This window comes from Sphingomonas sp. LHG3406-1 (genome assembly GCF_029637485.1).
GTDB lineage: Bacteria > Pseudomonadota > Alphaproteobacteria > Sphingomonadales > Sphingomonadaceae > Sphingomicrobium.
The window spans coordinates 1227783-1249538 of the sequence record NZ_CP069128.1 but is presented as its reverse complement, the minus strand read 5'-3'; the positions used below and the strand labels follow the sequence as shown (position 1 = coordinate 1249538).

Sequence of the window (21756 nt, the reverse complement as noted above, 5' to 3'; positions counted from 1 at the left end):
TATGATCAGTCCTGCGAGCGATTCAGCCTTCCGGCGGCATTGATGCCTAGAGGGAAGTCGCTACTGCCCAGCGCATCATGCAGGCCGACCTTCCACCGCCGACGCCGGAGATCATCGTCACCGCGCGCGCCCTTCCCGATGCTGCCGCCGAGCGGCTGCTGGGCGTGACCGTGATCGGCGCCGACCGGCTGAGCGAAAGCGGGCCGGTGGGGCTCGAGCAGCTCCTTCGCGACGGGCCGGGCGTTCAGCTGTTCCGCCGCTCGGATGCCCGCAGCGGGCAGCCCACCAGCCAGGGGGTGACGCTGCGCGCGCTTGGCGGCAATGCGGCGAGCCGGGCGCTGCTGATCCTCGACGGCGTGCCGCAGAGCGATCCGTTCGGCGGTTGGATCAACTGGCCGGCCTATGATCCCGCTTCGCTCGCGCAGGTGCGGATCCTCCGCGGCGGCGGGAGCGTGGCGGACGGTCCCGGCGCGCTGGCGGGAACAATCCGCATGATCTCTCGTGACGTCGACGGGGTCGAAGCAGGGCTCGAAGCGGGCAGTCGCGGTGGCGTCTCTCTGCGGGCGCAGGCGGGCGGCGAGCTTGGCGGCGGGCGATTGTCGGTGGCGACCTGGGCGGGGCAGGGCGACGGCTTCGTTCCGATCGAGGGCGACGATCGCGGGCCGGCGGACCGACGCTCGCCTTACGACTTCGTGGGCGGGCGGGTGCGCTGGTCGGCGGAGGTCGCCCCGGAGGTGCGGCTGCAGGCAGCGCTGTCGGGCTTCGCCGACGCTCGCGAGCGGGGCATCGCCTTCACCCGCAATGACACGCACGGCGTGGACGCGTCGCTGCGGCTGGTGGGGACGGGCGGATGGGGCTGGTCGGCGCTCGTCTATGGCCAGCGGCGACAGTTCGAGAGCAGCTTTGCGAGCACGAATGCGCTGCGGTCGGTCGCCAACCGCACCGCCTTGCAGGATCATGTGCCTGGTCGGGCGGTGGGCTGGAGCGCGGAGGTCCGGCCGCCGGTCGGGCAAGGGCTGGAGGTGCGGTTCGGTACCGACGGCCGGCTGGTGCGCGGGCGATCGGAGGAGCTTGCCGGCTTTGCCGCGGGCACTCCGGCACGGGCACGGAGAGCAGGCGGCGCGGCCGACTATGCCGGGCTGTTCGCCGAGGCGACCCGCACGGTCGGGCCGCTGACCCTGAGCACCACGGCGCGGATCGACCGCTGGCACATCCACGACGGCGAACTGATCGAGCGGTTGATCGCGACCGGCCAGCCGGTGATCGACCAGCGACCGGCCGACCGCTCGGGCTGGCGGCCGACCGCGCGGGCGGCGGCTGGGCTCACCATCCTGCCGGGGCTGCAGCTGCGCGGAGCCGCCTATCTCGGCTGGCGCCTGCCGACCCTTAACGAGCTCTATCGTCCGTTTCGTGCCGGGCCCGACGCCACCGCCGCCAATCCCGACCTCGCGCCCGAGCGGCTGCGCGGGGTGGAAGGGGGGATCGACTGGGAGCAGGGCGATGTACGGCTGGGAGTGACCGTCTATGCCAACCGGCTTGCGGACCCGGTCGCCAACGTGACGCTGGCCAGCGGCCCGGGCAGCTTCCCCGGTGTCGGCTTCGTGTCGGCAAGCGGCGTCTATCGGCAGCGGCGCAATCTCGATGCCATCTCCGTGCGCGGGGTCGAGATCTGGGGCGGATGGCGGCGCGGCGCCTGGTCGGTGGATGCAAGCGCCGGCTATGCCGATGCCGAGGTGCTCGGCTCGGGGCTTGCTGCGCCGCTCGACGGATTGCGCCCGGCCCAGACGCCGCGGCTGACGGCCGCGCTTGGCGCCCGCTGGGAAGATGCTGGGCGCTCCGTCGGCCTCCAGCTAAGGCACGTCGGACGGCAATATGAGGATGACCTCAACCGCGTCGCCCTGCCGCCCGCGACGACCGTGGATGGCATCGGTGCTTGGCCGCTCGGAAGGCGCGTAACGGCGATCCTCAGGGTCGAGAATCTGTTCGACGCCCGCGTGATCGCCGGCGAGACGGCCGACGGCGTCACGGAACGAGCGACGCCCCGCACCATCTGGGCGGGGCTTCGCTTCTCGCTACGAAATTGAAAGATCGCGCTCAGTTCGACTGTTCGGCGAGACGCTGCAGTTCGGCCGCGCTGATGCCGAGCGTGGCGCCCTTGTCGCTCGGCGCGATGCCCGCGCGCGGGAGCCTCACGAGCTTGCCTGTCGTCAGCTTGAGCGTGACGCTCTGGTCGTCGATCGCGTCGATGGTCCCGGCGAGTGTTCCGGACGCGCCATAGACTGAAACTCCCGCGACCAGCTTGGCATTGGCTTCAGCCTTCGCCTGATCGGTCTGGGCGTTCAGCTGGTCACGGGTCAGGGCGAAGATCAACCTGCCCTGGTTCGGCGTGAAGCTGCTCGCGGGCAGCAGTACTTCGTGCTTGTCGGTGCGCACGATCAGCTGGTCCCCGTTGACGCTGGCGACGGTGCCGACCGGATTGCCGGCGGGGTCCACCACCTGCAGGCCCGGCGAGATGGAGGCTGGCGTCTGGGCGACGGCTGTCATCGAGGTTGCGGCGGCGAGTGCAAGCGCAATGGAGCAACGGATGATCACGGGGAACTTCTCCTTGCATTTCATGGGGTTCACTGAAGTGAACGCACGTGGGAGAGAGAAGTTCTGGCGAGCGCAGTCCCTGTCTCGCGGTTCAATGCCATTCGGCGTCGGTCACAGGATCGAGTCTGCGTGCGGCCTCTCTGATCTCGTCCATTCCGATGGGCTTATCATAGGGGTCCTCGTCGAGCGTGGTGACTCGCCGTAACCGCTGCTGCCAGCGGTGCAGCGCCTGGACGTAGGGCAGGAAGGGCTTGCGCATGAGCGTGCCGCTGGGGAGCTCCTCGACGTCGGCGATGCCCATGTGCAGCCATTCCCCATTGTGCCAGTCGGTCATGTCGACCGCGGGGAAGAGGCAGATGCCGTGGAGGTCGACGCCGCGATTGATCGCCGCCAGGCCCTCGCTGGTGATGTCGTCGAGCCATTCCGGTCGGCCGCCGTGCAGCCCTGACGTCTCGGCGACGATGCAAGGCCGGCGGTAGCGGGACCAGGCCTCCTCGATCAGGTCGGCAACCGGGCGGATGCGCTTGTCGCCCGGTTCGAGCGGCCGGTGCGGGGTGGCGGGCCCGGCATATTCCAGCTGGCCGAAGCTGTAATTGTTGAAGCCGAGGATATCGATCAGCTCCAGGCTGCCGCCATATTCTGGATGCTTGAGACCGGAGATGATGTCCCAGGCGATGTAGGCATCCTCGTAGCTCTCCCGCCGCGCTTCCTCGGCAAGGTCCGGCCGGTCGCGTGGCGGGACGACCCAGATCAGCGGATCGATGTGGACGAAGCGGGCGTCAGGGTGATCGCTGCGGATCGCCTTGCAGGCGGCGATGTCGGCTCGGGCGAGGGCAACGGTGAAGCGGCGGCGCTCCTCGGCCGACTTGCCGAACGGCGCGCACCATCCCCACTCGCCGCCCATATAGCCCCAATAGGTCGGCTCATTGACGGGCGTAAAGCAGAGCGGCCGGTGATGCGCCCGCTCGGCGACGTAAGAGGCCGCGGTTCGGGCATAGGCTTCGAAGCGTGTGACGAAGGCTTCCGAATAGGGGTCGAGATCGTCGGGATACCCATAGTGGCAGAGATCCCAGATCGGCAGGATGCCGTGGCGGCGCTGGGCGCCGAGAAACGGGTCGATGCAAGAAAAGTCCAAGGCGCCGTCCCCGCGATCGACCAGCGGCCAGGGAATGCCTTCGCGCGCCACCGCGATACCGAGATCCTTCAGCATCGCATAATCTTCGTCGGCGTGGGTATAGTGCTGGAGCTCGGCGGCCATGTCGCGGCGCCCGCGCGTGCCCCAGTCGAAGGTCGAGCATTCGAAGCCCGAAAGGAAGAAGGTCGGGAAGATGTCTTCCCGCGGCGCTGGTGCAGATGAGCTCATCCCGGGCCAACGGACCGGCCCGGAATGAGTTCAGGTGGGGAGTCGCGAAGGGGACGCGCCTCCCCTGGCGGGTCAGAAGCGCGTTCCGACGCCGATACCGAAGACGACCGGGTCGATGCTCACCTTGACCCGGTTGACGAGGGTGCCGGTGGTCAGCTTCGCCGTCGTGTCGATGTCGATGTACTTGACGTCCAGGTTGAGGAAGACCTTGTCGGTCAGCGCGAAGTCGGCGCCGGCCTGCAGGCTGTAGCCGAAGCTGTCCTTGAGCTTCACCTTCGTCGAACCGATCGCGCTTTCGAGCGAGCGGCTCGCATCCTCGCTGTAGAAGATGGTGTAGTTGGCGCCGACGCCGACATAGGGCCGGACCTTCGCCTTGGGCGCGAAGTGATACTGGAGGGTGAGGGTCGGCGGCAGCACCCAGGTGTCCGCGAGCTTGCCGACCGGCTTCAGCGCCTTTTCGCCGCCGACGTCATGCTTGGTGGTCGCCGCGATCAACTCGAGCGCGACATTGTCGGTCGCGAAATAAGTGACGTCCACTTCCCCGGTCCAGCTGTCGCTGACGGACACGGCCTCGTTGGGGAAGGTCGGGTAGATGCCGCCCGACTTTTCGGTCGGGCTGACGAGGATCGCCCGGCCGCGGACGAGGATGTCCCCGGCGTCGGCATGGGCCGGCACGGCGGCGAGGAAGGCCGCAGCGGCGACGGTCAGTTTAAGCGATTTCATGATGGCTCCCGTTGTCATTGCTGCGGCGCACCTAAGGAGCCGGACGCGGAATGAATTGATCCATCTCAATGCATTGCTGCGCCCGGGTCGCCACCAGTCGCTGGCCGGATAGGTAGCATTGCGTAAGGCAAGCGCGGACCTGCCCGGACTAACGAGCTGATTGCCAGGGACAGTAGGGCGGGGCCTTCAATGGAAAAGACGTTAATTAGGAGCGGCGGCTGGATGCTGATCGCTCTCCTCGCGCTTGCCGCGATCGCCGCATCGCTCGACTTCGGCTTCTCGGTGCATCTGGGCATCATCGCCGCGGCCGCGCTTGCCCTCATGGTCCATACCCTGCGGAGCGCCGACTATCAGTTATTCGCGACGGGCGTGCCGAGCCGGCGTGCAGCCGCGCTTTCGCGCTATGACGACGATCCCGTCCGCTGGGGCGTGATCGCGACCCTGTTCTGGGGCGTCGCGGGCTTCGCGGCAGGGCTCTACATCGCCCTCCAGCTGGCCTTTCCCGCGCTCAACCTTGGCTTCGAGTACACCACCTTCGGGCGGCTACGGCCGCTACACACGTCGGCGGTCATCTTCGCCTTTGGCGGCAACGCTCTGATCGCGACCAGCTTCTACGTCGTGCAGCGCACCTGCCGCGCCCGCCTCGCCTTCCCAGGCCTCGCCCGCTTCGTCTTCTGGGGCTACCAGCTGTTCATCGTCCTGGCGGCGACTGGCTACCTGCTCGGAATCACCGAGAGCAGGGAATATGCCGAGCCCGAATGGTACGTCGACCTGTGGCTGACCGGGGTGTGGGTCGCCTATGCAGCGGTGTTCATCGGCACCATCGTCAAGCGTCGCGAACCGCATATCTACGTCGCCAACTGGTTCTATCTCAGCTTCATTCTGACGATCGCCATGCTGCACATCGTCAACAATCTGGCGGTGCCGGTCAGCCTGGTCGGCTCCAAGAGCTATTCGCTGTTGGGGGGCGTCCAGGATGCGCTGACGCAATGGTGGTACGGCCATAACGCGGTCGGCTTCTTCCTGACCGCCGGCTTCCTGGCCATGATGTACTATTTCGTGCCCAAGCAGGCCGAGCGGCCGATCTACAGCTACCGGCTGTCGATAATCCACTTCTGGTCGCTGATCTTCCTCTACATCTGGGCAGGTCCGCACCACCTCCACTACACGGCGCTGCCCGACTGGGCACAGACGCTGGGCATGGTCTTCTCGATCATGTTGTGGATGCCGAGCTGGGGCGGCATGATCAACGGCCTGATGACCCTCAATGGGGCATGGGACAAGGTCCGGACCGACCCCATAATCCGCATGATGGTGATGGCGCTGGCCTTCTACGGCATGGCGACCTTCGAAGGTCCGATGCTGTCGATCAAGGCGGTCAACAGCCTGTCGCACTATACCGACTGGACTATCGGCCACGTTCATGCCGGCGCGCTCGGCTGGAACGGGATGATCACCTTCGCGGCCATCTACTATCTCGCGCCGCGGCTGTGGAAGCGGGAGCGCCTCTACTCGCTGCGCATGATCAACTGGCACTTCTGGCTCGCGACGCTGGGGATCGTTCTCTACGCCTCGGCGATGTGGACGGCCGGCATCATGCAGGGCCTGATGTGGCGCGAATATGGAGCGGACGGCTACCTGGTCTACGCCTGGAGCGACGTCATCTCCGCCATGTTCCCGCTCTACATCATCCGGGCGGCGGGCGGCCTCCTCTACCTCGCCGGCTTCGCCATCATGATCTGGAACGTCGTGCAGACGGTGAAGGGCAGGGTCCGCGACGAGAAGCCGCTCCGCAATGCGGCCTATGATCCGGATGCCGACCGCCCGCTGGCCGCCCCGACGCCCACGCCGGTTCCGGCCGGTGAGCCGGTCCGCACCCTCCTTGCGGCCGAGTAGGACAGACCATGAGCACCAAGACCTTCAATCACGCCACCATCGAGCGGAACGTCACCCTGCTGGGCGCGCTCTCGCTGATCGTGGTCACCATCGGCGGCATCGTCGAGATCGCGCCCCTGTTCTGGATCGACTCGACCATCGAGAAGGTGGAGGGGGTCCGCCCCTACACTCCGCTCGAGCAGGCCGGGCGCGACATCTACATCCGGGAGGGCTGCTACAGCTGCCACAGCCAGATGGTCCGCCCGTTCAAGGACGAGACCGAGCGCTACGGCCACTACAGTCTTGCGGCCGAGAGCATGTACGACCACCCCTTCCAGTGGGGGTCGAAGCGGACCGGGCCGGACCTCGCCCGGGTCGGCGGACGCTATTCTGACGAGTGGCATGTCCAGCATCTCAAGGATCCGCGCGCCGCGGTGCCGGAATCGATCATGCCGGCCTATCCCTTCCTCGCCGAGCGCGAGCTCAAGGTCGGCAATGTCGGCGCGCATCTGAAGGCGCTCCAGCGCACCGGCGTTCCTTACAAGCAGGCGGACATCGACAAGGCCGACGCCGACCTGCTGCTACAGGCGGATCCGGCGAGCGACAGCGCCGACTTCGTCAAGCGCTACCCCAAGGCGCAGGTCCGCGATTTCGACGGCAATCCGGCCAAGGTCACCGAGATGGACGCCGTTGTTGCCTATCTTCAGATGCTCGGCACCTTGGTCGACTTCAAGAAGGCGGCGCCCGTGGAGCAGTCGCGATGAGCTACGACACGCTCCGCCATCTCGCCGACAGCTGGGGCCTGGTCTTCATGACCGGCACCTACCTCACCTTCGTCGGCTGGGCCTTCCTGCCCCGCAACCGCACGCGCAACCGCGATGCCGCGCAGCTCATTTTCAAGGATCGTGATCATGGCTGACAAGAAGGTCATCGACGAAGCGACCAACACCGAGTTCGTCGGCCACGAGTGGGACGGAATCGAGGAGCTCAACACCCCGCTTCCGCGCTGGTGGCTGTGGACCTTCTACGCCACCATCCTTTGGGGAATCGGCTACACCGTGGTCTATCCATCCTGGCCGATGATCGGTGAGGCGACCGCCGGCACGCTCGGCTGGTCAAGCCGCGGGGAGCTCGAGGCGGAACTCGCCGCCGATGCGGCGCGGCGCGCTCCGCTGCTGAAGGCGATCGAGGCCGTGCCGGTCGAGCAGTTGCCCGGTGATGCGCAGCTGATGCAGGCGGCGATCGAGGGCGGCAAGGCTGCCTACCGCAACAACTGCACCCAGTGCCACGGCACGGGCGGGGCGGGGGCCAAGGGCTATCCCAATCTCAACGACGATGACTGGCTGTGGGGCGGCGACATAAAGTCGGTCGAGTACAGCATCGCTCACGGCGTGCGGAATCCGGATCATGCACAGACGCGCATGTCGCAGATGCCGGCGTTTGGGCGCGACGGGCTGATGCAGCCAGCGGACATCGCCGACGTGGTCTCCTATGTCCGCACCATCAGCCGGCAGCAGGCGCCGGATGCGGCGTCTCGACGCGGGGCCATCGCCTTCGCCAACAATTGCGCCGCCTGCCACGGTGCGGGTGGAAACGGCAATCGCGACTTCGGCGCGCCCAACCTTACCGACGCCATCTGGCTCTACGGCGGCGATACGGCGTCGCTCACCGAAACGGTCGCCAATGCCCGCTATGGCGTGATGCCGCGGTGGGGCGAGAAGCTTGGGAATACGCAGGTCAAAATGCTTGCCGCCTACGTCTATTCCCTAGGTGGCGGCGAAAAGAAGATCGCGCAGAGCGACGCTGCCCCGCCGGCCAAGCCCTGATCCTTCGGGGCAGGGCGGCGGCGGGCAGGAGCCACGCGGGAGCGCCAATGTCATGGTCCATCTCACCGACCTGATCGGAATGGGGAAGAACCGGAACCTCTATGCCAAGAGGGAGCCGGTCTTCCCCAAGGCCGTCGACGGCCGCTTTCGTCGGCTGAAGTGGCTGGTGATGGCCGTGACCCTGGTTGTCTATTACGTCACGCCTTGGCTGCGCTGGGACCGGGGTGCCTATGCGCCGGATCAGGCGGTGCTGGTCGATCTCGCCAACCGCCGCTTCTACTTCGGTCCGCTCGAGATCTGGCCGCACGAATTCTATTATGTCGCCGGGCTGCTGATCATGGCGGGCGTCGGCCTGTTCATGATCACCTCCGTCGTCGGCCGCGCCTGGTGCGGCTATGCCTGCCCGCAGACGGTGTGGACCGACCTGTTCCAGCATGTCGACCGGCTGATCGATGGGGACCGCAATGCGCAGGCCCGGCTTGCCAAGGCGCCGTGGAGGTTCAGCAAGATTGCGCGCCGGTCAGCGAAATGGGGCATCTACCTGCTGATCGCCATGGCGACCGGCGGCGCCTGGATCTTTTATTTCGCCGATGCGCCGACGCTTGCGGCGAGCTTCCTGTCGGGGGACGCACCGCAGGTCGCCTATGCGACGGTCGCGGTGCTGACTGGCACCACCTTCGTCTTTGGCGGCTTCATGCGCGAGCAGGTGTGCATCTACATGTGCCCCTGGCCGCGCATCCAGACGGCGATGATGGACGAGAAGACGCTCATCGTCACCTACAAGGACTGGCGCGGGGAGCCGCGGGGCAAGGGCCGGCGCAAGGCGACGCTGGCGGACCTTGCGGCACAGCCCGAAGCACTCGGCGACTGCATCGACTGCAACCAGTGCGTCACCGTCTGCCCGACCGGAGTCGACATTCGCGACGGCGCGCAGATCGGCTGCATCACCTGCGCCCTATGCATCGACGCCTGCGACCAGGTAATGGCCAAGGTGGGCAAACCGCGCGGCCTCATCGACTATGCGACGCTGGAGGATTGCGCGTCGGAGAAGGCGGGCGGCCTTCCCAAGCCATTGCTCAAGACCCTGCGTCATCCGCGCACCTTCGCCTACCTCGGCATCTGGAGCGCGGTCGGGCTCGCCATGCTGATCACCGTCGGCGACCGCAGCCGGCTGACCATCAGCGCGCAGCACCAGCGCAACCCGGCTTACGTGCAATTGTCCGACGGTCATGTGCGCAATGACTTCACGGTCAAGATCCGCAACATGGAGGCGCGGCCGCGGCGGATGGCGGTGACCCTTTCCGGCCTGCCCGGTGGCGCCATGTGGGCGCAGGGATCAAGCCGCGATCAGGCCGCGACCAGGGTCGAGACGCTCGTCCCCGCCAACTCCCTCGCGAAACTACCTATTTCCGTGATCGCCCCCGGTAGCGGAAAAGCAGGCCAGGCCTTCGCCTTCACCGTCACCCCGGTGTCGACGGACAAGGACGAAAGCGCGGCCGCGAAGGCCGTGTTCGAACGGCCGGAGGGACGATGATCGCCAGGCGCTTCACCGGGCTGCACATGACGGCCCTGCTCTGCGGCTTCTTCGCGGTCGTGATCGCGGTCAACCTGCTGATGGCGAGCTTCGCGGTCCGCACCTTCGGCGGCGTGGTGGTCGAGAACAGCTATGTCGCGAGCCAGAAGTACAATGACTGGCTGGCCGAAGCGGAGCGGCAGGCGAAGCTCGGCTGGAGCGTGAAGGCCGACATCGCACAGGACCGCCGTGTGCTCCTCGCCACGTCGGTCGAGGGCGCCGGGGCGAGCGCCATCGCCAGCCATCCGCTTGGCCGGCAGCCGGACGTCTCGCTCCGCTTCCACCGTGAGGGTGGCAAGCTCGTCTCCGACATGCCGCTCCCGGCCGGCCGCTGGGACGTGCGGGTGACGGTTCGCAGTGGCGCCGACCAGCTGCAGATCATCGAAACCCTGTCATGACCGTTCAGGCGGCGCTTCGGGGAACGCCGATCGAGCGGACCATGCTGGCGGTGCCGGGTGCTCATTGCGCCGGTTGCATCCGCAAGGTGGAGGATGGGCTCGGCAAGATCCCGGGCGTGATCGCCGCGCGCCTCAACATGACGACCAAGCAGCTGACGGTCGAGCACGAGCCAGCGCTGCGCGTGCCCGACATCACGGCCGCGCTGGCGAGAATCGGCTTCGAGGCGCAGGCGCTCACCGCCGAGGCGGCGAAGACGCAGGGCAAGGACACGCGCGATCTCCTCCGCTGCACGGCGGTGGCCAGCTTCGCGTCGATGAACGTCATGCTGCTCTCGGTGTCGGTCTGGTCGGGCGCGGGCGGAGCGACCCGCGACCTGTTCCACCTGCTCGCCGGGCTCATCGCCATTCCGACGGTCGCCTATGCCGGCCGGCCCTTCTTCCGCTCGGCCGGGGCGGCGTTGAAGGCCGGGCGGACCAACATGGACGTGCCGATCTCGATCGGCGTGCTGCTGGTCACGGCGCTCAGCCTCTACGAAGCGATGACCGGCGGCGCCCACGCCTATTTCGATGGGGCGGTCATGCTGCTCTTCTTCCTGCTGACCGGCCGGACGCTCGACAGCGTGATGCGCGACCGCGCCCGCGATGGCGTGACGGCGCTGATCAAGCAGGCGGCGGCGGGAGCGCTCGTGCTCCGCACCGATGGATGGACCGAATGGGTCAGGGCCGAGGCACTCGCGCGGGGCGACCGGATGATCGTCGCGGCGGGCGAGCGGCTGGCCGCCGACGGCATCGTCGAGACAGGCGAAAGCAGTGTCGACCGTTCGCTGCTGACCGGCGAAAGCGATCCGGTCGCGGTCGGCCTTGGTGACGAGGTCCATGCGGGCATGCTCAACCTCGGCGCGGTGATCACGGTCCGCGTGACCGCAACCGGCGCCGACACCAGCGTCGCCGAGATCGCGCGGCTGATGGAGGATGCGGCGCAGGACCGCTCGCGATACGTCCGTATCGCCGACCGCGCCGCCCGCCTCTACGCGCCCGCCGTCCATGCGCTGGCAGCAAGCTCGTTCCTGCTGTGGCTGCTGCTCGGTGCGGGCGCGCATCAGGCGCTGCTGGTCGCGGCAGCGGTTCTCATCATCACCTGCCCCTGCGCGCTTGGGCTCGCTGTCCCGGCGGCGCAGATCGTCGCGGCGGGATCGCTGATGCGGGCAGGCGTGCTGGTTAAGGACGGCTCGGCGCTGGAGCGGCTGGCCGAGGCCGACTGGGCCCTGTTCGACAAGACCGGTACGCTGACGCTCGGCCGGCCCGATCTCCTCAACCTCGGCGAGGTGCCGCAGGAGGAATGGCCCCTGCTGCTCGCCCTGTCGTCTGCCAGCCGCCATCCCCTCTCGCAGGCGGTGAGCCGGGCGCTGGCGCGCGAAGGCGTGGCGGCGGCACGGCTCGACGACGTCCGGGAGGAGCCGGGCTTCGGCGTCCGCGCGTCGTGGGACGGGCGCCTCGTGTCGCTCGGCCGTGGCTGTTCGTCCGACTCACTCTCGACCACGCTCACCATCGGCGGCGAGACGGTCGCACTACGCTTCCACGACCAGCTTCGGCCGGACTGCCCGGCAACGCTGAAGTTGCTGGCCGAACTCGGCGTGCCGGCCTCGGTCGCGAGCGGGGACAATAGCCGCTCGGTCGCGGCCGCGTTGCGCGGGCTTGGCCTCACGGCGCAGACCAGCATGAGCCCGCAGGACAAGCTCGACGCCATCGCGCGGCTGCAGCGGATCGGGCGCAGGGTGCTGATGATCGGCGACGGGATGAACGACGGACCCGCGCTTGCCGCCGGGCATGTTTCCATGGCGCCCGCTTCGGCCAGCGACGTCGGCCAGAATGCCGCGGACGCCGTCTTCCTCGGCGACAGCCTGCTTCCGGTGGCGAAGGCGATCGTCGCGGCGCGCCGAACGATGCGGGTGGTCCGGCAGAACTTCGCCCTGGCGATCGCTTACAATGTCATTGCCGTGCCGCTGGCATTCGCCGGGCTGGTGACACCGTTGGTGGCTGCCCTGGCGATGTCGGGCTCGTCGGTCATCGTCGTCGCCAATGCGCTCCGGCTTCGGAGGGCGGCGCAGTGAGCGGGCTCGCCTTCCTCATTCCGCTTGCGCTGGCGCTCGGGCTAATCGGTCTCGGCGCCTTCTTCTGGGCGATGCGCGGCGGGCAGTTCGACGACATGGATGGCGCCGGCATGCGCATTCTCATCGAGGATGAGGAGTGATGGCGGCCGCGGCTATCAGCGGCGCTGTTCTGGGCGTTGTCGCCTGCGCGGCGATGACCGGTTCGGCCATCTGCTGCGCAGTGCCATTGCCGCCACTGCCGATGGCGCACGGCTAGCATGAAGTGCCCATGCCCGACCATCAGGATATGCCAATGGGCTGCCACGCCGTGCTCGGCTGCCCCGGCTCGCGAAAGCTTCGTGCCGCGTCCTGAGAGGCCGAGCGCGGCTCAGAGCAGGAGTGCGGGCAGCCCCTGGTAGAGGATGGCGATACCGGCCAGCGCGTCGCCCATCAGGGCGATGCCGCTGATCCAGTGCCTCACTTCGTCGGTTGAGCTGGTGCGCCAGGCTTTCCAGGCAAACCGGGCTAGAATCATGGCCGCGAGCAGGCCCGCGATGGTGAGGATGATGGTCAGCCAGTCGGCGACGACGCTGCCCGGAAACAGGCTCCCGGCGATGTAGACCCCGAAGAAATGCGCGGTCCAGAGCAGCATTCCGCTGGTCAGGAACAGCCACTGGCGCATCAGATCGCCGCCGGGAAGAAGCGGATCAGGAGGGCCGTCGCCGCGCCCTGCGATGCCGTGTAGAGGCTGAACAGGGTGACGACGTCGAAGGTGGTGTTGGCCGGGCGTGTGACCAGGCCGCGGGCGGTCCGTGCGGCAAGGAAGACGCCCATCAGCAAGACGACCGCGACCAGCTGCCCTTGAAGCGCCAGCATGGCGTGCGACATGGCACCCTGGCTGGTCAGTTCCGGATCGATGCCCTGCGCCCGCCAGCTGAACCAGTCGATGGCGATGGCGGCGGCGATGGCGGCGCAGGCGAACAGGACGGCGGCGGTCGGGCTCCAGTTGGTCGAACCCTCCCGCGCGAGCAGCCGGCGGCCATAGAGGAGCAGCAGGGCGGCGAAGCCGTAGAGCCCGGCGATGGGCAGCGCCCACCAACGGTCCGTCGGCAAGGTCCAGAAGCTCGGGTGGATGCCGAACAGGAAGAGATAGCCGAACACGGCCATCAGGAAGATCATGAAGCAGACCACCAGCAGGCAGATGATCGCCCACCAGCCATGCGCGCTCCGCCCCGTGACATAGGTCGGCAGCATGATCCCGGCGCCGACGTCGACCTCCCGCATCGGCGGCGGCCGGTCGGTGTCCCACAGCCAGCGCAGCACCGAGAAGATCGCGAGCGGCAGGCAGGCCAACGACAGGAAATAGGCCTGCACCGTCAGCAGCAGGAAGAAGCCGGCGGTGAAGACGGCTGCGAGGAACGGCCAGACCGACGGCCCCATCATGATCTGCAAATATTGCGGCTCCGCCCGGACGGGGCTGGTGATCAGCGTCTCGCGCAGGCCCGTCGCGGACTTTGGCAGGAAGTAGCGACCTTCCTCGACGTCGCGGCTGAGGTTGGGATCGTCCCACAGGGGTTGGCGGCTCTTCACCACCGGGATGCTGCGGGTCGAGTAGAGGCCGGTAGGGAGCCATTCGAGGGTGCCGCCGCCATAAGTGTTGCCGGCGTCGTCATCGACAGTGAAGCGGAAGTTGCGGGCGAGGTCGACCAAGAACAGCAGGACGGAAAGCGCGAGGATGAAGGCACCGGCGGTGGACAGGAGATTGGTCCATTCCCAGTGCATGCCCGGCAGATAGGTGTAGACGCGGCGCGGCATGCCCATCAGCCCGGTAAGATGCATCGGCAGGAAGGTCAGGTGCATGCCGACGAAGAACAGCCAGAAGACCCATTTGCCGAGCCGCTCGGACAGGGGCCGTTTGCTCGTCATGCCGAACCAGAAATAGAAAGCGGCGAACACCGGCATCACCGCGCCGCCGATCAGCACGTAGTGGAGGTGGGCGACGATGAAGTGGGTGTCGTGCGCCTGCCAGTCGAACGGCACCATCGCCACCATCACCCCGGTAAGGCCGCCCATCACGAAGGTGACGAGCCCGCCGATGACGAACAGGGTCGGAGTGTTGAAGCTCGGCTTGCCGGTGGCAAGCGTCGCGATCCAGCTGAAGACCTGGATGCCGGCGGGGATGCTGACCGCCATGCTGGCGGCCGAGAAGAAGCTGGTCGACAGCGCCGGCATGCCGGTCGCGAACATGTGGTGCGCCCAGACGCCGAAGCTGATGAAGCCGGTGCCGACGAGAGCGAGGACGATCAGCTGGTAGCCGACCAGCTCCGTCTTCGCGAGGGAAGCCACCATCGTCGAGACGAGCCCCGCCGCGGGCAGGAAGATGATGTAGACTTCCGGATGGCCGAAGAACCAGAACATGTGCTGCCACAGCATCGGGTCGCCGCCGCGCGCCGCGTCGAAGAACGGCCAGTTGAGCGCGCGCTCGAGTTCGAGCAGCAGAGTCGCGAGGATCACCGCCGGAAAGGCGATCAGGATCATGCCTGCGAACACCAGCATGGCCCAGGCGAACAGGGGCATGCGGGCCAGCGTCATGCCGGGCGCGCGGGTTTTGAGGATCCCGACCAGGATCTCGATGGCACCGGCGATCGCGCTGATCTCGATAAAGCCAATGCCGAGCAGCCAAAAGTCGGCGTTGATGCCGGGCGAGTAGGTGGTGCTGGTGAGCGGGGGGTACATGAACCAGCCACCATCGGGGGCAAGGCCGGCGAAGATGGAGGCGAAGAAGCAGAGGCCGCCGACAAAATAGGCCCAGAAGGCGTAGGCCGAGAGGCGCGGGAAGGGCAGGTCGCGCGCCGCCAGCATCTGCGGCAGCAGCATGACCCCGATCGCCTCCATGATCGGGACGGCGAACAGGAACATCATCACCGTGCCGTGCATGGTGAAGAACTGGTTGTAGGTTTCCTGCGGCAGAATCCCGAGCAGCGGCAGGGAGAGCTGCGCGCGCATGACGAGGGCCAGGATGCCGGCGAGCAGGAAGAAGAGGAAGGCCGCCGCGACGTACCAAAGGCCAACGTAATTGTTGTTGACGATCGTCAGCCGCGCCCAGCCGGTGGGCGCCTTCCACACCTCTTTCAGCTGCTCGAACTCGCCTTCGGGCCGCGGCTCGGACGTGGGAAAGCGATCGTAGAGCTTCGGGTCGAAGCCGGTTTCCGACGTCACTTCTGCGCCTCGAGATAGGTGGCGAGCTCGTTCAGCTGCTCAGCCGAGAGCAAGGTGTAGGGCGGCATGCGGTTGTTGGGCTTGATCGCCTGGCTGTTGCCGATCCAGCCCATGAGCGTGCCGTGATTGTTTGGGAGAATTCCGGCGCCGAGCGTGCGGCGGCTGCCGACATGGGTGAGGTCGGGACCGGCGAGGCCGTTGGCGCCGGTGCCGGCGATGCGGTGGCAGGCGGCGCAGCCGGTGCTTTCGAATAGTTGCGGGCCGACACCGCCGCCGGCGAGGACTGGCTGGGAGACCTGGCGCGCCGTCCGGGCTGCCATCATCCGCTCGAACTGCGCCGGTTCGTGGGCGACCACGGTGAAGCCCATCAGGGCATGCGGCCCGCCGCAATATTCCGCGCACTGTCCACCGAAGATGCCGGGCTTGTCCGCCTGGATGCGCATCAGGTTGCGGCGGCCGGGGATCATGTCGAGCTTGCCCGACAGACGGGGGACCCAGAAGCTGTGGATGACGTCTGCGGACTGGAGCTCGAGGACGACCGGGCGCCCGGCGGGGATGTGCAGTTCGTTGGCGTCCTGAACCACCTCCTGCCCGCTGCGGTCGAGATAAGCGACCCGCCACCACCACATCTCGCCGGTGATCCGAACCCGCAGCTCGTCGCCGCGGATCGGGTCGTTGAGGTGGCGGGTGAGCGACAGGCCGTAGATGAGGAGGGCGGTAAGCACGACCAGCGGGAAGGCGACGCCGCCAATCCAGATGGCGGACTTGCCACCGACCTTCGCCTGGAGCGCGGGACGGCCGAACAGGGCGAGGTAAAGGGCCGCCAGCACGACCAGCAGGACCACCGCCGCCATGCCGAAGAGGATCCAGCTCAGCAGGCTGACCGAGGTCGCATAGGGTCCCGCCGGATCCAGCACGGGGGGAGGCCAGCCTTCAAACATCCTTACTTCGCTCCCTGTTCGTAGAGATAGGCCGCAATATCGCGCGCCTCCGCCTCGCTGACCGGCATGGCGGGCATGCCGGAGCCGGGCACCAGCGCCGGCGCGTTCCGGATGTAGGCGGCGAGCACGTCCGGCTCGTTGGGCAGCTTGCCAGCGATCAACGCGCGTTGGGCGAGGCCGTCGAGCGCCGGCCCGACCTTGCCTTGCGGCCAGCGGACGCCCGGAATGAGGTGGCAGCTGCCACAGCCGACACGTTCGATCACGGCCTTGCCATGGGCGGCACTGGCCTGGGGCATGAACTGGCGCTGCTCAGGCGGCGGCTTGCAGGCTGCGAGGCCGAGGATAAGGAGCGGGAACAAGTGCCGCGCCCCGGGGATTGCGACCCCGTGCGCAAGCTTCTCCTCCCCGTCACGGCATCGGCCCTCGCCGCCTGTTCTGCGGCCGATACCAGCTCGCTCGACCGCTTCGCCGACAATGGCCGGGTGATTGCGCTCAGCGGCGCCGAGGCGGGTGCCGCCAATGCCTGCTTCACCTGTCACGGCCTCGACGGACGCGGCAATGGCGCGGGCGCGCCGCGGTTGGCCGGGCTCGATGCGGGCTACATGGAGCGGCAGCTCGAGGCCTATGCCGACGGGCGCCGCTATCACACGCAGATGAGTTGGATCGCGCAGCAACTGAGCGGCGGCGAACGGCTGGCCGTGTCGGCTCATTATGCCGGCCTGCCAGTCGAAGGCAAAACGGCGATGCCGCCGCAGCGCCTCGCCCTCTACCATGAGGGCGATCCGAAACGCGGGCTGCTCGCTTGTGCCGCCTGCCATGGCGAGCAGGGGCAGGGGCTCGGCCCCGCCAATCCGCCGCTCGCCGGACAGCCGCCAACCTACCTCGCCGAACAGCTGCGCCTGTGGCGGATCGGCAAGCGCCGGAACGATCCCGGCGACGTCATGCTGCGGATCAGCCAGCGCCTGACTCCTTCGGAAGCGAAGGCGCTGGCCGACTATTCGGCGAGATTGGCCGGCGGCGGCCTTCCCAGTCCGGAATCTCCGGCAGCATCCCCCGCAGCACGTCGTGGCGATCCCAGAAGTGGTGCTTCAGGGCCGCCCCTACATGTGCCGGAATCAGCAAGAGCAGCAGAATGACGGAGGCAATGTGGACGTCCTCGGCAATGTCGAGGATGGCGTAGCGGGTGATCGGCTCGAGGCCGCCGAGCGGCACCTGGGGCCACGGCACGAGGCCGCCAAGGTAGAGTGGGCCGGGCGCTGCCACGGACGACCACATGATCCAGCCCGACAGGGGTAGCGAAAAGAAGGCCACATAGAAGGTCATCGCCGTCCAGTGCGCGATCCGGCTCTGAAGACCGGGACGATCGGCATCGTTCTTCGGGTCGGTGATCAGGATGCGCCAAAAGACGCGCCCGACCGCCAGCAGCAGGATCGGCAGTCCGGCCGCACTGTGCACCTGATAGGCGAAGACCTTGTCCCCGCCCGGCATCATCCAGTCGGTCCAGAAGCCCCAGCCGAGCTGAAAGAGGATCAGCAGCGCCATGATCCAATGGAAGGCGATCCCCACCGGCGAGTAGCGGCCCCGTTCGGTATGGCTGTTGCCCCATGCCCGCAGCCACTCGATCATGCGGCCATCCTGCGATCCTCGGCGGCGAACCAGCGATGGGCCATAAAGAGGGCGGCAACGAGGTAGAGGCCTGCCGAAGGCGCCCACATGATGAGGCCGGCCATCTGCTGATCCTCAATCGCGTTAAGGCCCCAGGCGTCGGTGGTGAGGAAGTGCGGCGCGTAGAGCGGTGTTCCGGCGAAGGTGATGAGGGCGCCGAGCAGCCCCATCTGCACCGTGCTAACCAGCAGGGCGGCGACCGCCACCAGTGCTTCGGATCGGCGCAATGCGGCCCAGAATCCCATGGCGGTCCCAGTCAGGGACAGCTGCATCAGCCAGTAGATCGCATCGCTGCTCAGCGCCTCGGCATAGAGGGTCGGCGCATGCCATAGCCAGAAGGTCACGGCCTGGAGGCCGGTCCACAGGGTAATCGAGCCCGGCCAGCGGGTCCTTCGCTCGGGAAGGGCATGGACGAGCAGCGGCGCGAGCACGGCGGCGAGCAGCACGTGGTGGGATACCCTAGCGCTGAACAGGGCCGAGCTCAGCGCGCAGAAGGGCGAGACGAACAGGAGGAGGGCGAGGCTGACGGCTGCCGCCAGCATGAGGCGCTGCTGGCGGGTCTCCGTTACCCGCCACAGCAGGAAAGTGGCGAGGACGATGCCGGCGAGCAGAACCGGATCGATATTCCAGCGGCCGAGGAGGTCGGCCGGGACTGGTGCCGCTCCACAATAGGGCAGCCACGCGCGGCCGATGGCCAGGGTCACTGAACCGAGGCGATCCGCGCCGGTGCCCGGGCCTGGGCAGGGGTGACCCGCCAGACGGTGTTGGACAGGTCGTCCGCCACGATCAGCGCGCCGCGCGGATCGACCGTTACGCCAACTGGGCGGCCGAAGGTCTTGCCGTCTGCCTGCATGCCGGTGAGGAAATCGATCGGTGCACCGGCCGGGCGGCCGCCGCGGAAGGGCACGAAGATGACCTTGTAGCCGACCGGCTGCTCGCGGTTCCAGCTGCCGTGCATGCCGACGAACGCGCCGTCGGCGAAGCGGGCGCCCATGGCGGCGCTGGAGAAGGCGAGGCCGAGCGGGGCGGTGTGCGATTGCAGCGAATAGTCGGGACGGACGGCTCGGGCGACCATCTCTTCCTTGAACGGCTGCACCCGCCTGTCCGGGTTCGGTCCCCAATAGGCGTAGGGCCAGCCGTAGAAGGCGCCCTGGCGGACCGAGGTGAGATAGTCAGGAACGAGGTTGGCGCCGAGCTCGTCCCGCTCGTTCACCACCGCCCAAAGCTGCCCGCTGCCGGGCTGAACGGCAAGCGCGGTCGGGTTACGCAGGCCGGTGGCGTAGCGGATGTGGGCACCGGTAGCGGCGTCGATCTGCCAGACCATCGCGCGCTCCTCTTCGACGGCCATGCCGCGCTCGCCGATATTGCTGTTGGAGCCGTTGCCGACATAGAGGTAGCGGCCATCGGCGCTGGCCGTCAGAGCCTTGGTCCAGTGGTGGTTGATCTCGGCGGGAAGGCGCGTGACGAGCACCGGCGCCGCCGTGGCGCGGGTCTGGCCGGGCTGATAATCGAAGCGCACCAGTGAATCCTGATTGGCGACGAACAGTCGGTTGCCGATGAGCGCCAGGCCGTACGGTGCATTCAAGTTTTCGGCGAACACGGTGCGGCCCTCGTAAGTTCCGTCGCCATTGGCATCGCGAAGCAGGGTCAGCTGGTCGCCGCCCTTGACCGAACTCGTGCCCTTTTTCTTGAAATAGCCGGCGATCATGTCCTTGGGGCGCATGACCGGCGCATCGCCGCCGCCCTTGCCTTCGGCAACGAGGATGTCGCCGTTCGGCAGGACCAGCGTCTGTCGCGGTATCTTGAGATCGGTGGCGATGGCGGTGACCTGATAGCCTTCCGGCACGGTCGGGCGCCGATCTCCCCAGCCGGCCGGGCTGGCGATGGTCATGGTGGGGATCAGGCCACGCGATGGCTCAGGCAGGGTCGGGTTCGACCCATATTGCGTGACCTCGGACTCGCCACCGCAGGCAGCAAGGGCGAGGGTGGCGGCAGCAGTGGCGAGCAGGGAGAAGCGGGTCACCGGGCAACTCCCGAGCGAAGGGTGGAGAAGCCTAGCCACACGGAGGCCAGTGCGAGCAGGAAGACGATCACGGACATGATCAGACCGGCGGGCATGGTCGCCCAGGCGTCCTTGCCGTGGATGAGGGCGGTGACGAAGCCGAGAACGACGGTCGCCAGCAGCACCACGACATAGAATATGGAGCGTCGGTCACGGCGCACGTCCGCCCGGAAAAAATCAATCGCCGCCCAAAGCAGCGCCGCTCCGGCGAAGATCATGGCGCCGGCGTTCAGCCAGGCGGCGAAGTTGATCCACTGCACCACTTGCGTCGAGGAGTAGGCCCAGTCCGCCAGCATGGCGCCGAGAAAAAGCGGCAGGCTCGAGGCAAGAAGGATGGCGTGCACCGGGTGAAGTACCCTTTGCGGCGCGGCGGAACTGACCATGAAATCTCCTTGCGCGTCGGCCGCCCTCGTACGGAGGCAGGCATGGTGGAGTCGAACGAAAGTAGTCCGACGCTCCTGGGACGCGGAGCGCTGCTACGGAAATGCAGGGCGCACGTACCAGTTCCGTCACGAGCCAACGTGCGAGGTTGCGAACGGTTCTGAGTAGAAGACAGGCGGAACTCGCCTTTTGGCGTGTCGGATCTCGCCTTTGCGTCAAGGCCTCTCGGCGGACGTGGGCTGGAGCGAGATGTCGGCCTTCGACCGGGCCTGCTGGAGAATGCGGGTCATCGCTTCCTCCGCGCGCTGCCGTTCAATCATGGCGCGGGCAAGCTGTAGCCGTTGTTCGGGCGGGACCGGGGTCGGCCGGCGGGCAACGACCGTCCCGATGACCAACTGCCCGTCCTGCTCGACCGCGAAGGGACCGGATCCCGGCAGCTGTTCGAGGCCGGACGGAGGTGCTGCGCTGTCCCACTCCTGGCGGGTCCAGCGTGCCTGCACATTTCCCTGTACGAGCAGCCGCTCCATCGCTTCGCGGCTGGTCGCCTGCCCGAGCGCCTGCCGCAACGGCTGCGGGATGGTGGCGGGAACCGCGGCAACGTCGGCGGTGATCATCGCCCGGTCGGCGAACCATTGCGGGTGCTCGCTGGCAAAGCGTGCAAGTTCCGCTTCCGGCACCTGGCCCTTCTCCCTCGCCGCGGCCTGGAGAAGCTGCTGGCCCAGCGCAATCTCCTCCCATCGGCGCCGGGCTAGGATGTGCTCGGGCGTTCGGTCGAGCTTGCGGCGGCGCGCCTCGGCGACCAGCAGCCTGCGCTCGATCAGCTCGCGCAGCAGTACGTCGCGCAGGGCGCGGTCCGCGGCGACGTCGAGATTGCGGGTTCGGGCTTCCTCGTTCAGTTCGGCAAGGGTGATTTCCGAGCCGTCGACGGTGGCGATCACCTGGCCCGAGGGCGCATCGCCGCTGCAGCCCGCCAGCGCGAGCAGCGGCGCGACGCTCGTGACAAGCAACCATGTGCGGCGCCTGCCGTTCATCCTGTCAAAGGAAGAGG

21 protein-coding genes and 1 pseudogene are annotated in these 21756 nt (G+C 67.5%); 10 read left to right on the top strand and 12 right to left on the bottom strand.

Annotation, left to right across the window (positions count from 1 at the left end):
- Window positions 1-77 precede the first annotated feature (77 nt).
- The gene (locus tag JOY29_RS06075; protein WP_300975290.1) at window positions 78-2084 is read left to right on the top strand and encodes a TonB-dependent receptor; all 2007 of its coding nucleotides are present in this window, start codon (window positions 78-80) and stop codon (window positions 2082-2084) included.
- A 10-nt stretch (window positions 2085-2094) separates the two neighbouring features.
- On the opposite strand, the gene JOY29_RS06070 is transcribed toward JOY29_RS06075, so the two are convergent.
- The 3 genes from JOY29_RS06070 to JOY29_RS06060 all read right to left on the bottom strand — a co-directional run bounded on the left by JOY29_RS06070 (window position 2095) and on the right by JOY29_RS06060 (window position 4678).
- Complete coding sequence (locus JOY29_RS06070) at window positions 2095-2592, bottom strand: hypothetical protein (protein ID WP_300975289.1); 498 nt, start codon at window positions 2590-2592, stop codon at window positions 2095-2097.
- 91 nt (window positions 2593-2683) lie between these two features.
- Window positions 2684-3955 (bottom strand): family 1 glycosylhydrolase, encoded by a 1272-nt coding sequence (locus tag JOY29_RS06065; protein ID WP_300975288.1) that lies wholly within the window; start codon window positions 3953-3955, stop codon window positions 2684-2686.
- A gap of 72 nt (window positions 3956-4027) precedes the next feature.
- On the bottom strand, window positions 4028-4678 hold the full coding sequence (locus tag JOY29_RS06060; RefSeq protein ID WP_300975287.1) for an OmpW family outer membrane protein: 651 nt from the start codon (window positions 4676-4678) through the stop codon (window positions 4028-4030).
- A gap of 189 nt (window positions 4679-4867) precedes the next feature.
- Between JOY29_RS06060 and ccoN the strand changes: the two genes are divergently transcribed.
- Genes ccoN through ccoS form a run of 8 tightly spaced genes read left to right on the top strand, consistent with a single transcriptional unit; the run spans window position 4868 to window position 12601 of the window.
- On the top strand, window positions 4868-6574 hold the full coding sequence (gene ccoN, locus JOY29_RS06055; RefSeq protein ID WP_300975286.1) for a cytochrome-c oxidase, cbb3-type subunit I: 1707 nt from the start codon (window positions 4868-4870) through the stop codon (window positions 6572-6574).
- Between the two features lie 8 nt (window positions 6575-6582).
- Window positions 6583-7317, top strand: coding sequence for a cytochrome-c oxidase, cbb3-type subunit II (gene ccoO / locus JOY29_RS06050; RefSeq protein ID WP_300975285.1), 735 nt, complete (start codon window positions 6583-6585; stop codon window positions 7315-7317).
- The gene (locus JOY29_RS06045) at window positions 7314-7472 is read left to right on the top strand and encodes a cbb3-type cytochrome c oxidase subunit 3 (RefSeq protein ID WP_300975284.1); all 159 of its coding nucleotides are present in this window, start codon (window positions 7314-7316) and stop codon (window positions 7470-7472) included. Before ccoO ends, JOY29_RS06045 begins: the two co-directional genes overlap by 4 nt.
- Window positions 7465-8379, top strand: coding sequence for a cytochrome-c oxidase, cbb3-type subunit III (gene ccoP / locus JOY29_RS06040; protein ID WP_300975283.1), 915 nt, complete (start codon window positions 7465-7467; stop codon window positions 8377-8379). The genes JOY29_RS06045 and ccoP overlap by 8 nt, the downstream gene beginning before the upstream one ends.
- A 52-nt stretch (window positions 8380-8431) precedes the next feature.
- Window positions 8432-9913, top strand: coding sequence for a cytochrome c oxidase accessory protein CcoG (gene ccoG / locus JOY29_RS06035; RefSeq protein WP_300975282.1), 1482 nt, complete (start codon window positions 8432-8434; stop codon window positions 9911-9913).
- Window positions 9910-10350: a FixH family protein gene (locus JOY29_RS06030; RefSeq protein ID WP_300975281.1), complete on the top strand. Its 441-nt coding sequence runs from the start codon at window positions 9910-9912 to the stop codon at window positions 10348-10350. The genes ccoG and JOY29_RS06030 overlap by 4 nt, the downstream gene beginning before the upstream one ends.
- On the top strand, window positions 10347-12461 hold the full coding sequence (locus JOY29_RS06025; RefSeq protein WP_300975280.1) for a heavy metal translocating P-type ATPase: 2115 nt from the start codon (window positions 10347-10349) through the stop codon (window positions 12459-12461). Before JOY29_RS06030 ends, JOY29_RS06025 begins: the two co-directional genes overlap by 4 nt.
- On the top strand, window positions 12458-12601 hold the full coding sequence (gene ccoS, locus JOY29_RS06020; RefSeq protein ID WP_300975279.1) for a cbb3-type cytochrome oxidase assembly protein CcoS: 144 nt from the start codon (window positions 12458-12460) through the stop codon (window positions 12599-12601). Before JOY29_RS06025 ends, ccoS begins: the two co-directional genes overlap by 4 nt.
- A gap of 227 nt (window positions 12602-12828) precedes the next feature.
- Here ccoS and JOY29_RS06015 read toward each other — a convergent pair whose 3' ends face one another.
- The 4 genes from JOY29_RS06015 to JOY29_RS06000 are packed head-to-tail and all read right to left on the bottom strand — an operon-like array spanning window position 12829 to window position 16959.
- Complete coding sequence (locus JOY29_RS06015; protein WP_300975278.1) at window positions 12829-13122, bottom strand: hypothetical protein; 294 nt, start codon at window positions 13120-13122, stop codon at window positions 12829-12831.
- Window positions 13122-15659 carry a cbb3-type cytochrome c oxidase subunit I gene (locus tag JOY29_RS06010; protein WP_300975277.1) on the bottom strand — a complete coding sequence of 846 codons (2538 nt, stop codon included), beginning with the start codon at window positions 15657-15659 and terminating at the stop codon, window positions 13122-13124. The genes JOY29_RS06015 and JOY29_RS06010 overlap by 1 nt, the downstream gene beginning before the upstream one ends.
- Complete coding sequence (gene coxB, locus JOY29_RS06005; protein ID WP_300975276.1) at window positions 15656-16600, bottom strand: cytochrome c oxidase subunit II; 945 nt, start codon at window positions 16598-16600, stop codon at window positions 15656-15658. The genes JOY29_RS06010 and coxB overlap by 4 nt, the downstream gene beginning before the upstream one ends.
- A 2-nt stretch (window positions 16601-16602) precedes the next feature.
- Window positions 16603-16959: a c-type cytochrome gene (locus tag JOY29_RS06000; RefSeq protein WP_300975275.1), complete on the bottom strand. Its 357-nt coding sequence runs from the start codon at window positions 16957-16959 to the stop codon at window positions 16603-16605.
- Between JOY29_RS06000 and JOY29_RS05995 the strand changes: the two are divergent.
- A pseudogene (locus JOY29_RS05995) lies at window positions 16873-17538 on the top strand (cytochrome c); the annotation flags it as partial. The gene JOY29_RS06000 and the pseudogene JOY29_RS05995 sit on opposite strands and share 87 nt — an antisense overlap.
- A 13-nt stretch (window positions 17539-17551) precedes the next feature.
- Here the strand turns inward: JOY29_RS05995 and JOY29_RS05990 are convergent.
- From JOY29_RS05990 to JOY29_RS05970, 5 genes are all read right to left on the bottom strand, one after another.
- On the bottom strand, window positions 17552-18226 hold the full coding sequence (locus tag JOY29_RS05990) for a cytochrome b (protein ID WP_300975274.1): 675 nt from the start codon (window positions 18224-18226) through the stop codon (window positions 17552-17554).
- A complete protein-coding gene (locus JOY29_RS05985) occupies window positions 18223-18969 on the bottom strand; it encodes a cytochrome c oxidase assembly protein (protein ID WP_300975273.1) in 747 nt (248 codons plus the stop codon). The genes JOY29_RS05990 and JOY29_RS05985 overlap by 4 nt, the downstream gene beginning before the upstream one ends.
- Window positions 18966-20288, bottom strand: a complete 1323-nt coding sequence (locus JOY29_RS05980; protein ID WP_300975272.1) for a sorbosone dehydrogenase family protein — start codon at window positions 20286-20288, stop codon at window positions 18966-18968. The genes JOY29_RS05985 and JOY29_RS05980 overlap by 4 nt, the downstream gene beginning before the upstream one ends.
- Window positions 20285-20710 (bottom strand): DUF2231 domain-containing protein, encoded by a 426-nt coding sequence (locus JOY29_RS05975; RefSeq protein ID WP_300975271.1) that lies wholly within the window; start codon window positions 20708-20710, stop codon window positions 20285-20287. Before JOY29_RS05975 ends, JOY29_RS05980 begins: the two co-directional genes overlap by 4 nt.
- Before the next feature lie 213 nt (window positions 20711-20923).
- Window positions 20924-21715 (bottom strand): hypothetical protein, encoded by a 792-nt coding sequence (locus JOY29_RS05970; RefSeq protein ID WP_300975270.1) that lies wholly within the window; start codon window positions 21713-21715, stop codon window positions 20924-20926.
- Window positions 21716-21756: the final 41 nt, after the last annotated feature.

Excerpts from the sequence above, each read along its gene's own strand:
- JOY29_RS06075 (WP_300975290.1), top strand. The coding sequence starts at position 78 with ATGCAGGCCGACCTTCCACCGCCGACGCCGGAGATCATCGTCACCGCG.
- JOY29_RS06065 (WP_300975288.1), bottom strand. The coding sequence starts at position 3,955 with ATGAGCTCATCTGCACCAGCGCCGCGGGAAGACATCTTCCCGACCTTC.
- JOY29_RS06060 (WP_300975287.1), bottom strand. The coding sequence starts at position 4,678 with ATGAAATCGCTTAAACTGACCGTCGCCGCTGCGGCCTTCCTCGCCGCC.
- ccoN (WP_300975286.1), top strand. The coding sequence starts at position 4,868 with ATGGAAAAGACGTTAATTAGGAGCGGCGGCTGGATGCTGATCGCTCTC.
- ccoO (WP_300975285.1), top strand. The coding sequence starts at position 6,583 with ATGAGCACCAAGACCTTCAATCACGCCACCATCGAGCGGAACGTCACC.
- JOY29_RS06045 (WP_300975284.1), top strand. The coding sequence starts at position 7,314 with ATGAGCTACGACACGCTCCGCCATCTCGCCGACAGCTGGGGCCTGGTC.
- ccoP (WP_300975283.1), top strand. The coding sequence starts at position 7,465 with ATGGCTGACAAGAAGGTCATCGACGAAGCGACCAACACCGAGTTCGTC.
- ccoG (WP_300975282.1), top strand. The coding sequence starts at position 8,432 with ATGGTCCATCTCACCGACCTGATCGGAATGGGGAAGAACCGGAACCTC.
- JOY29_RS06030 (WP_300975281.1), top strand. The coding sequence starts at position 9,910 with ATGATCGCCAGGCGCTTCACCGGGCTGCACATGACGGCCCTGCTCTGC.
- JOY29_RS06025 (WP_300975280.1), top strand. The coding sequence starts at position 10,347 with ATGACCGTTCAGGCGGCGCTTCGGGGAACGCCGATCGAGCGGACCATG.
- JOY29_RS06015 (WP_300975278.1), bottom strand. The coding sequence starts at position 13,122 with ATGCGCCAGTGGCTGTTCCTGACCAGCGGAATGCTGCTCTGGACCGCG.
- coxB (WP_300975276.1), bottom strand. The coding sequence starts at position 16,600 with ATGTTTGAAGGCTGGCCTCCCCCCGTGCTGGATCCGGCGGGACCCTAT.
- JOY29_RS05990 (WP_300975274.1), bottom strand. The coding sequence starts at position 18,226 with ATGATCGAGTGGCTGCGGGCATGGGGCAACAGCCATACCGAACGGGGC.
- JOY29_RS05975 (WP_300975271.1), bottom strand. The coding sequence starts at position 20,710 with ATGGTCAGTTCCGCCGCGCCGCAAAGGGTACTTCACCCGGTGCACGCC.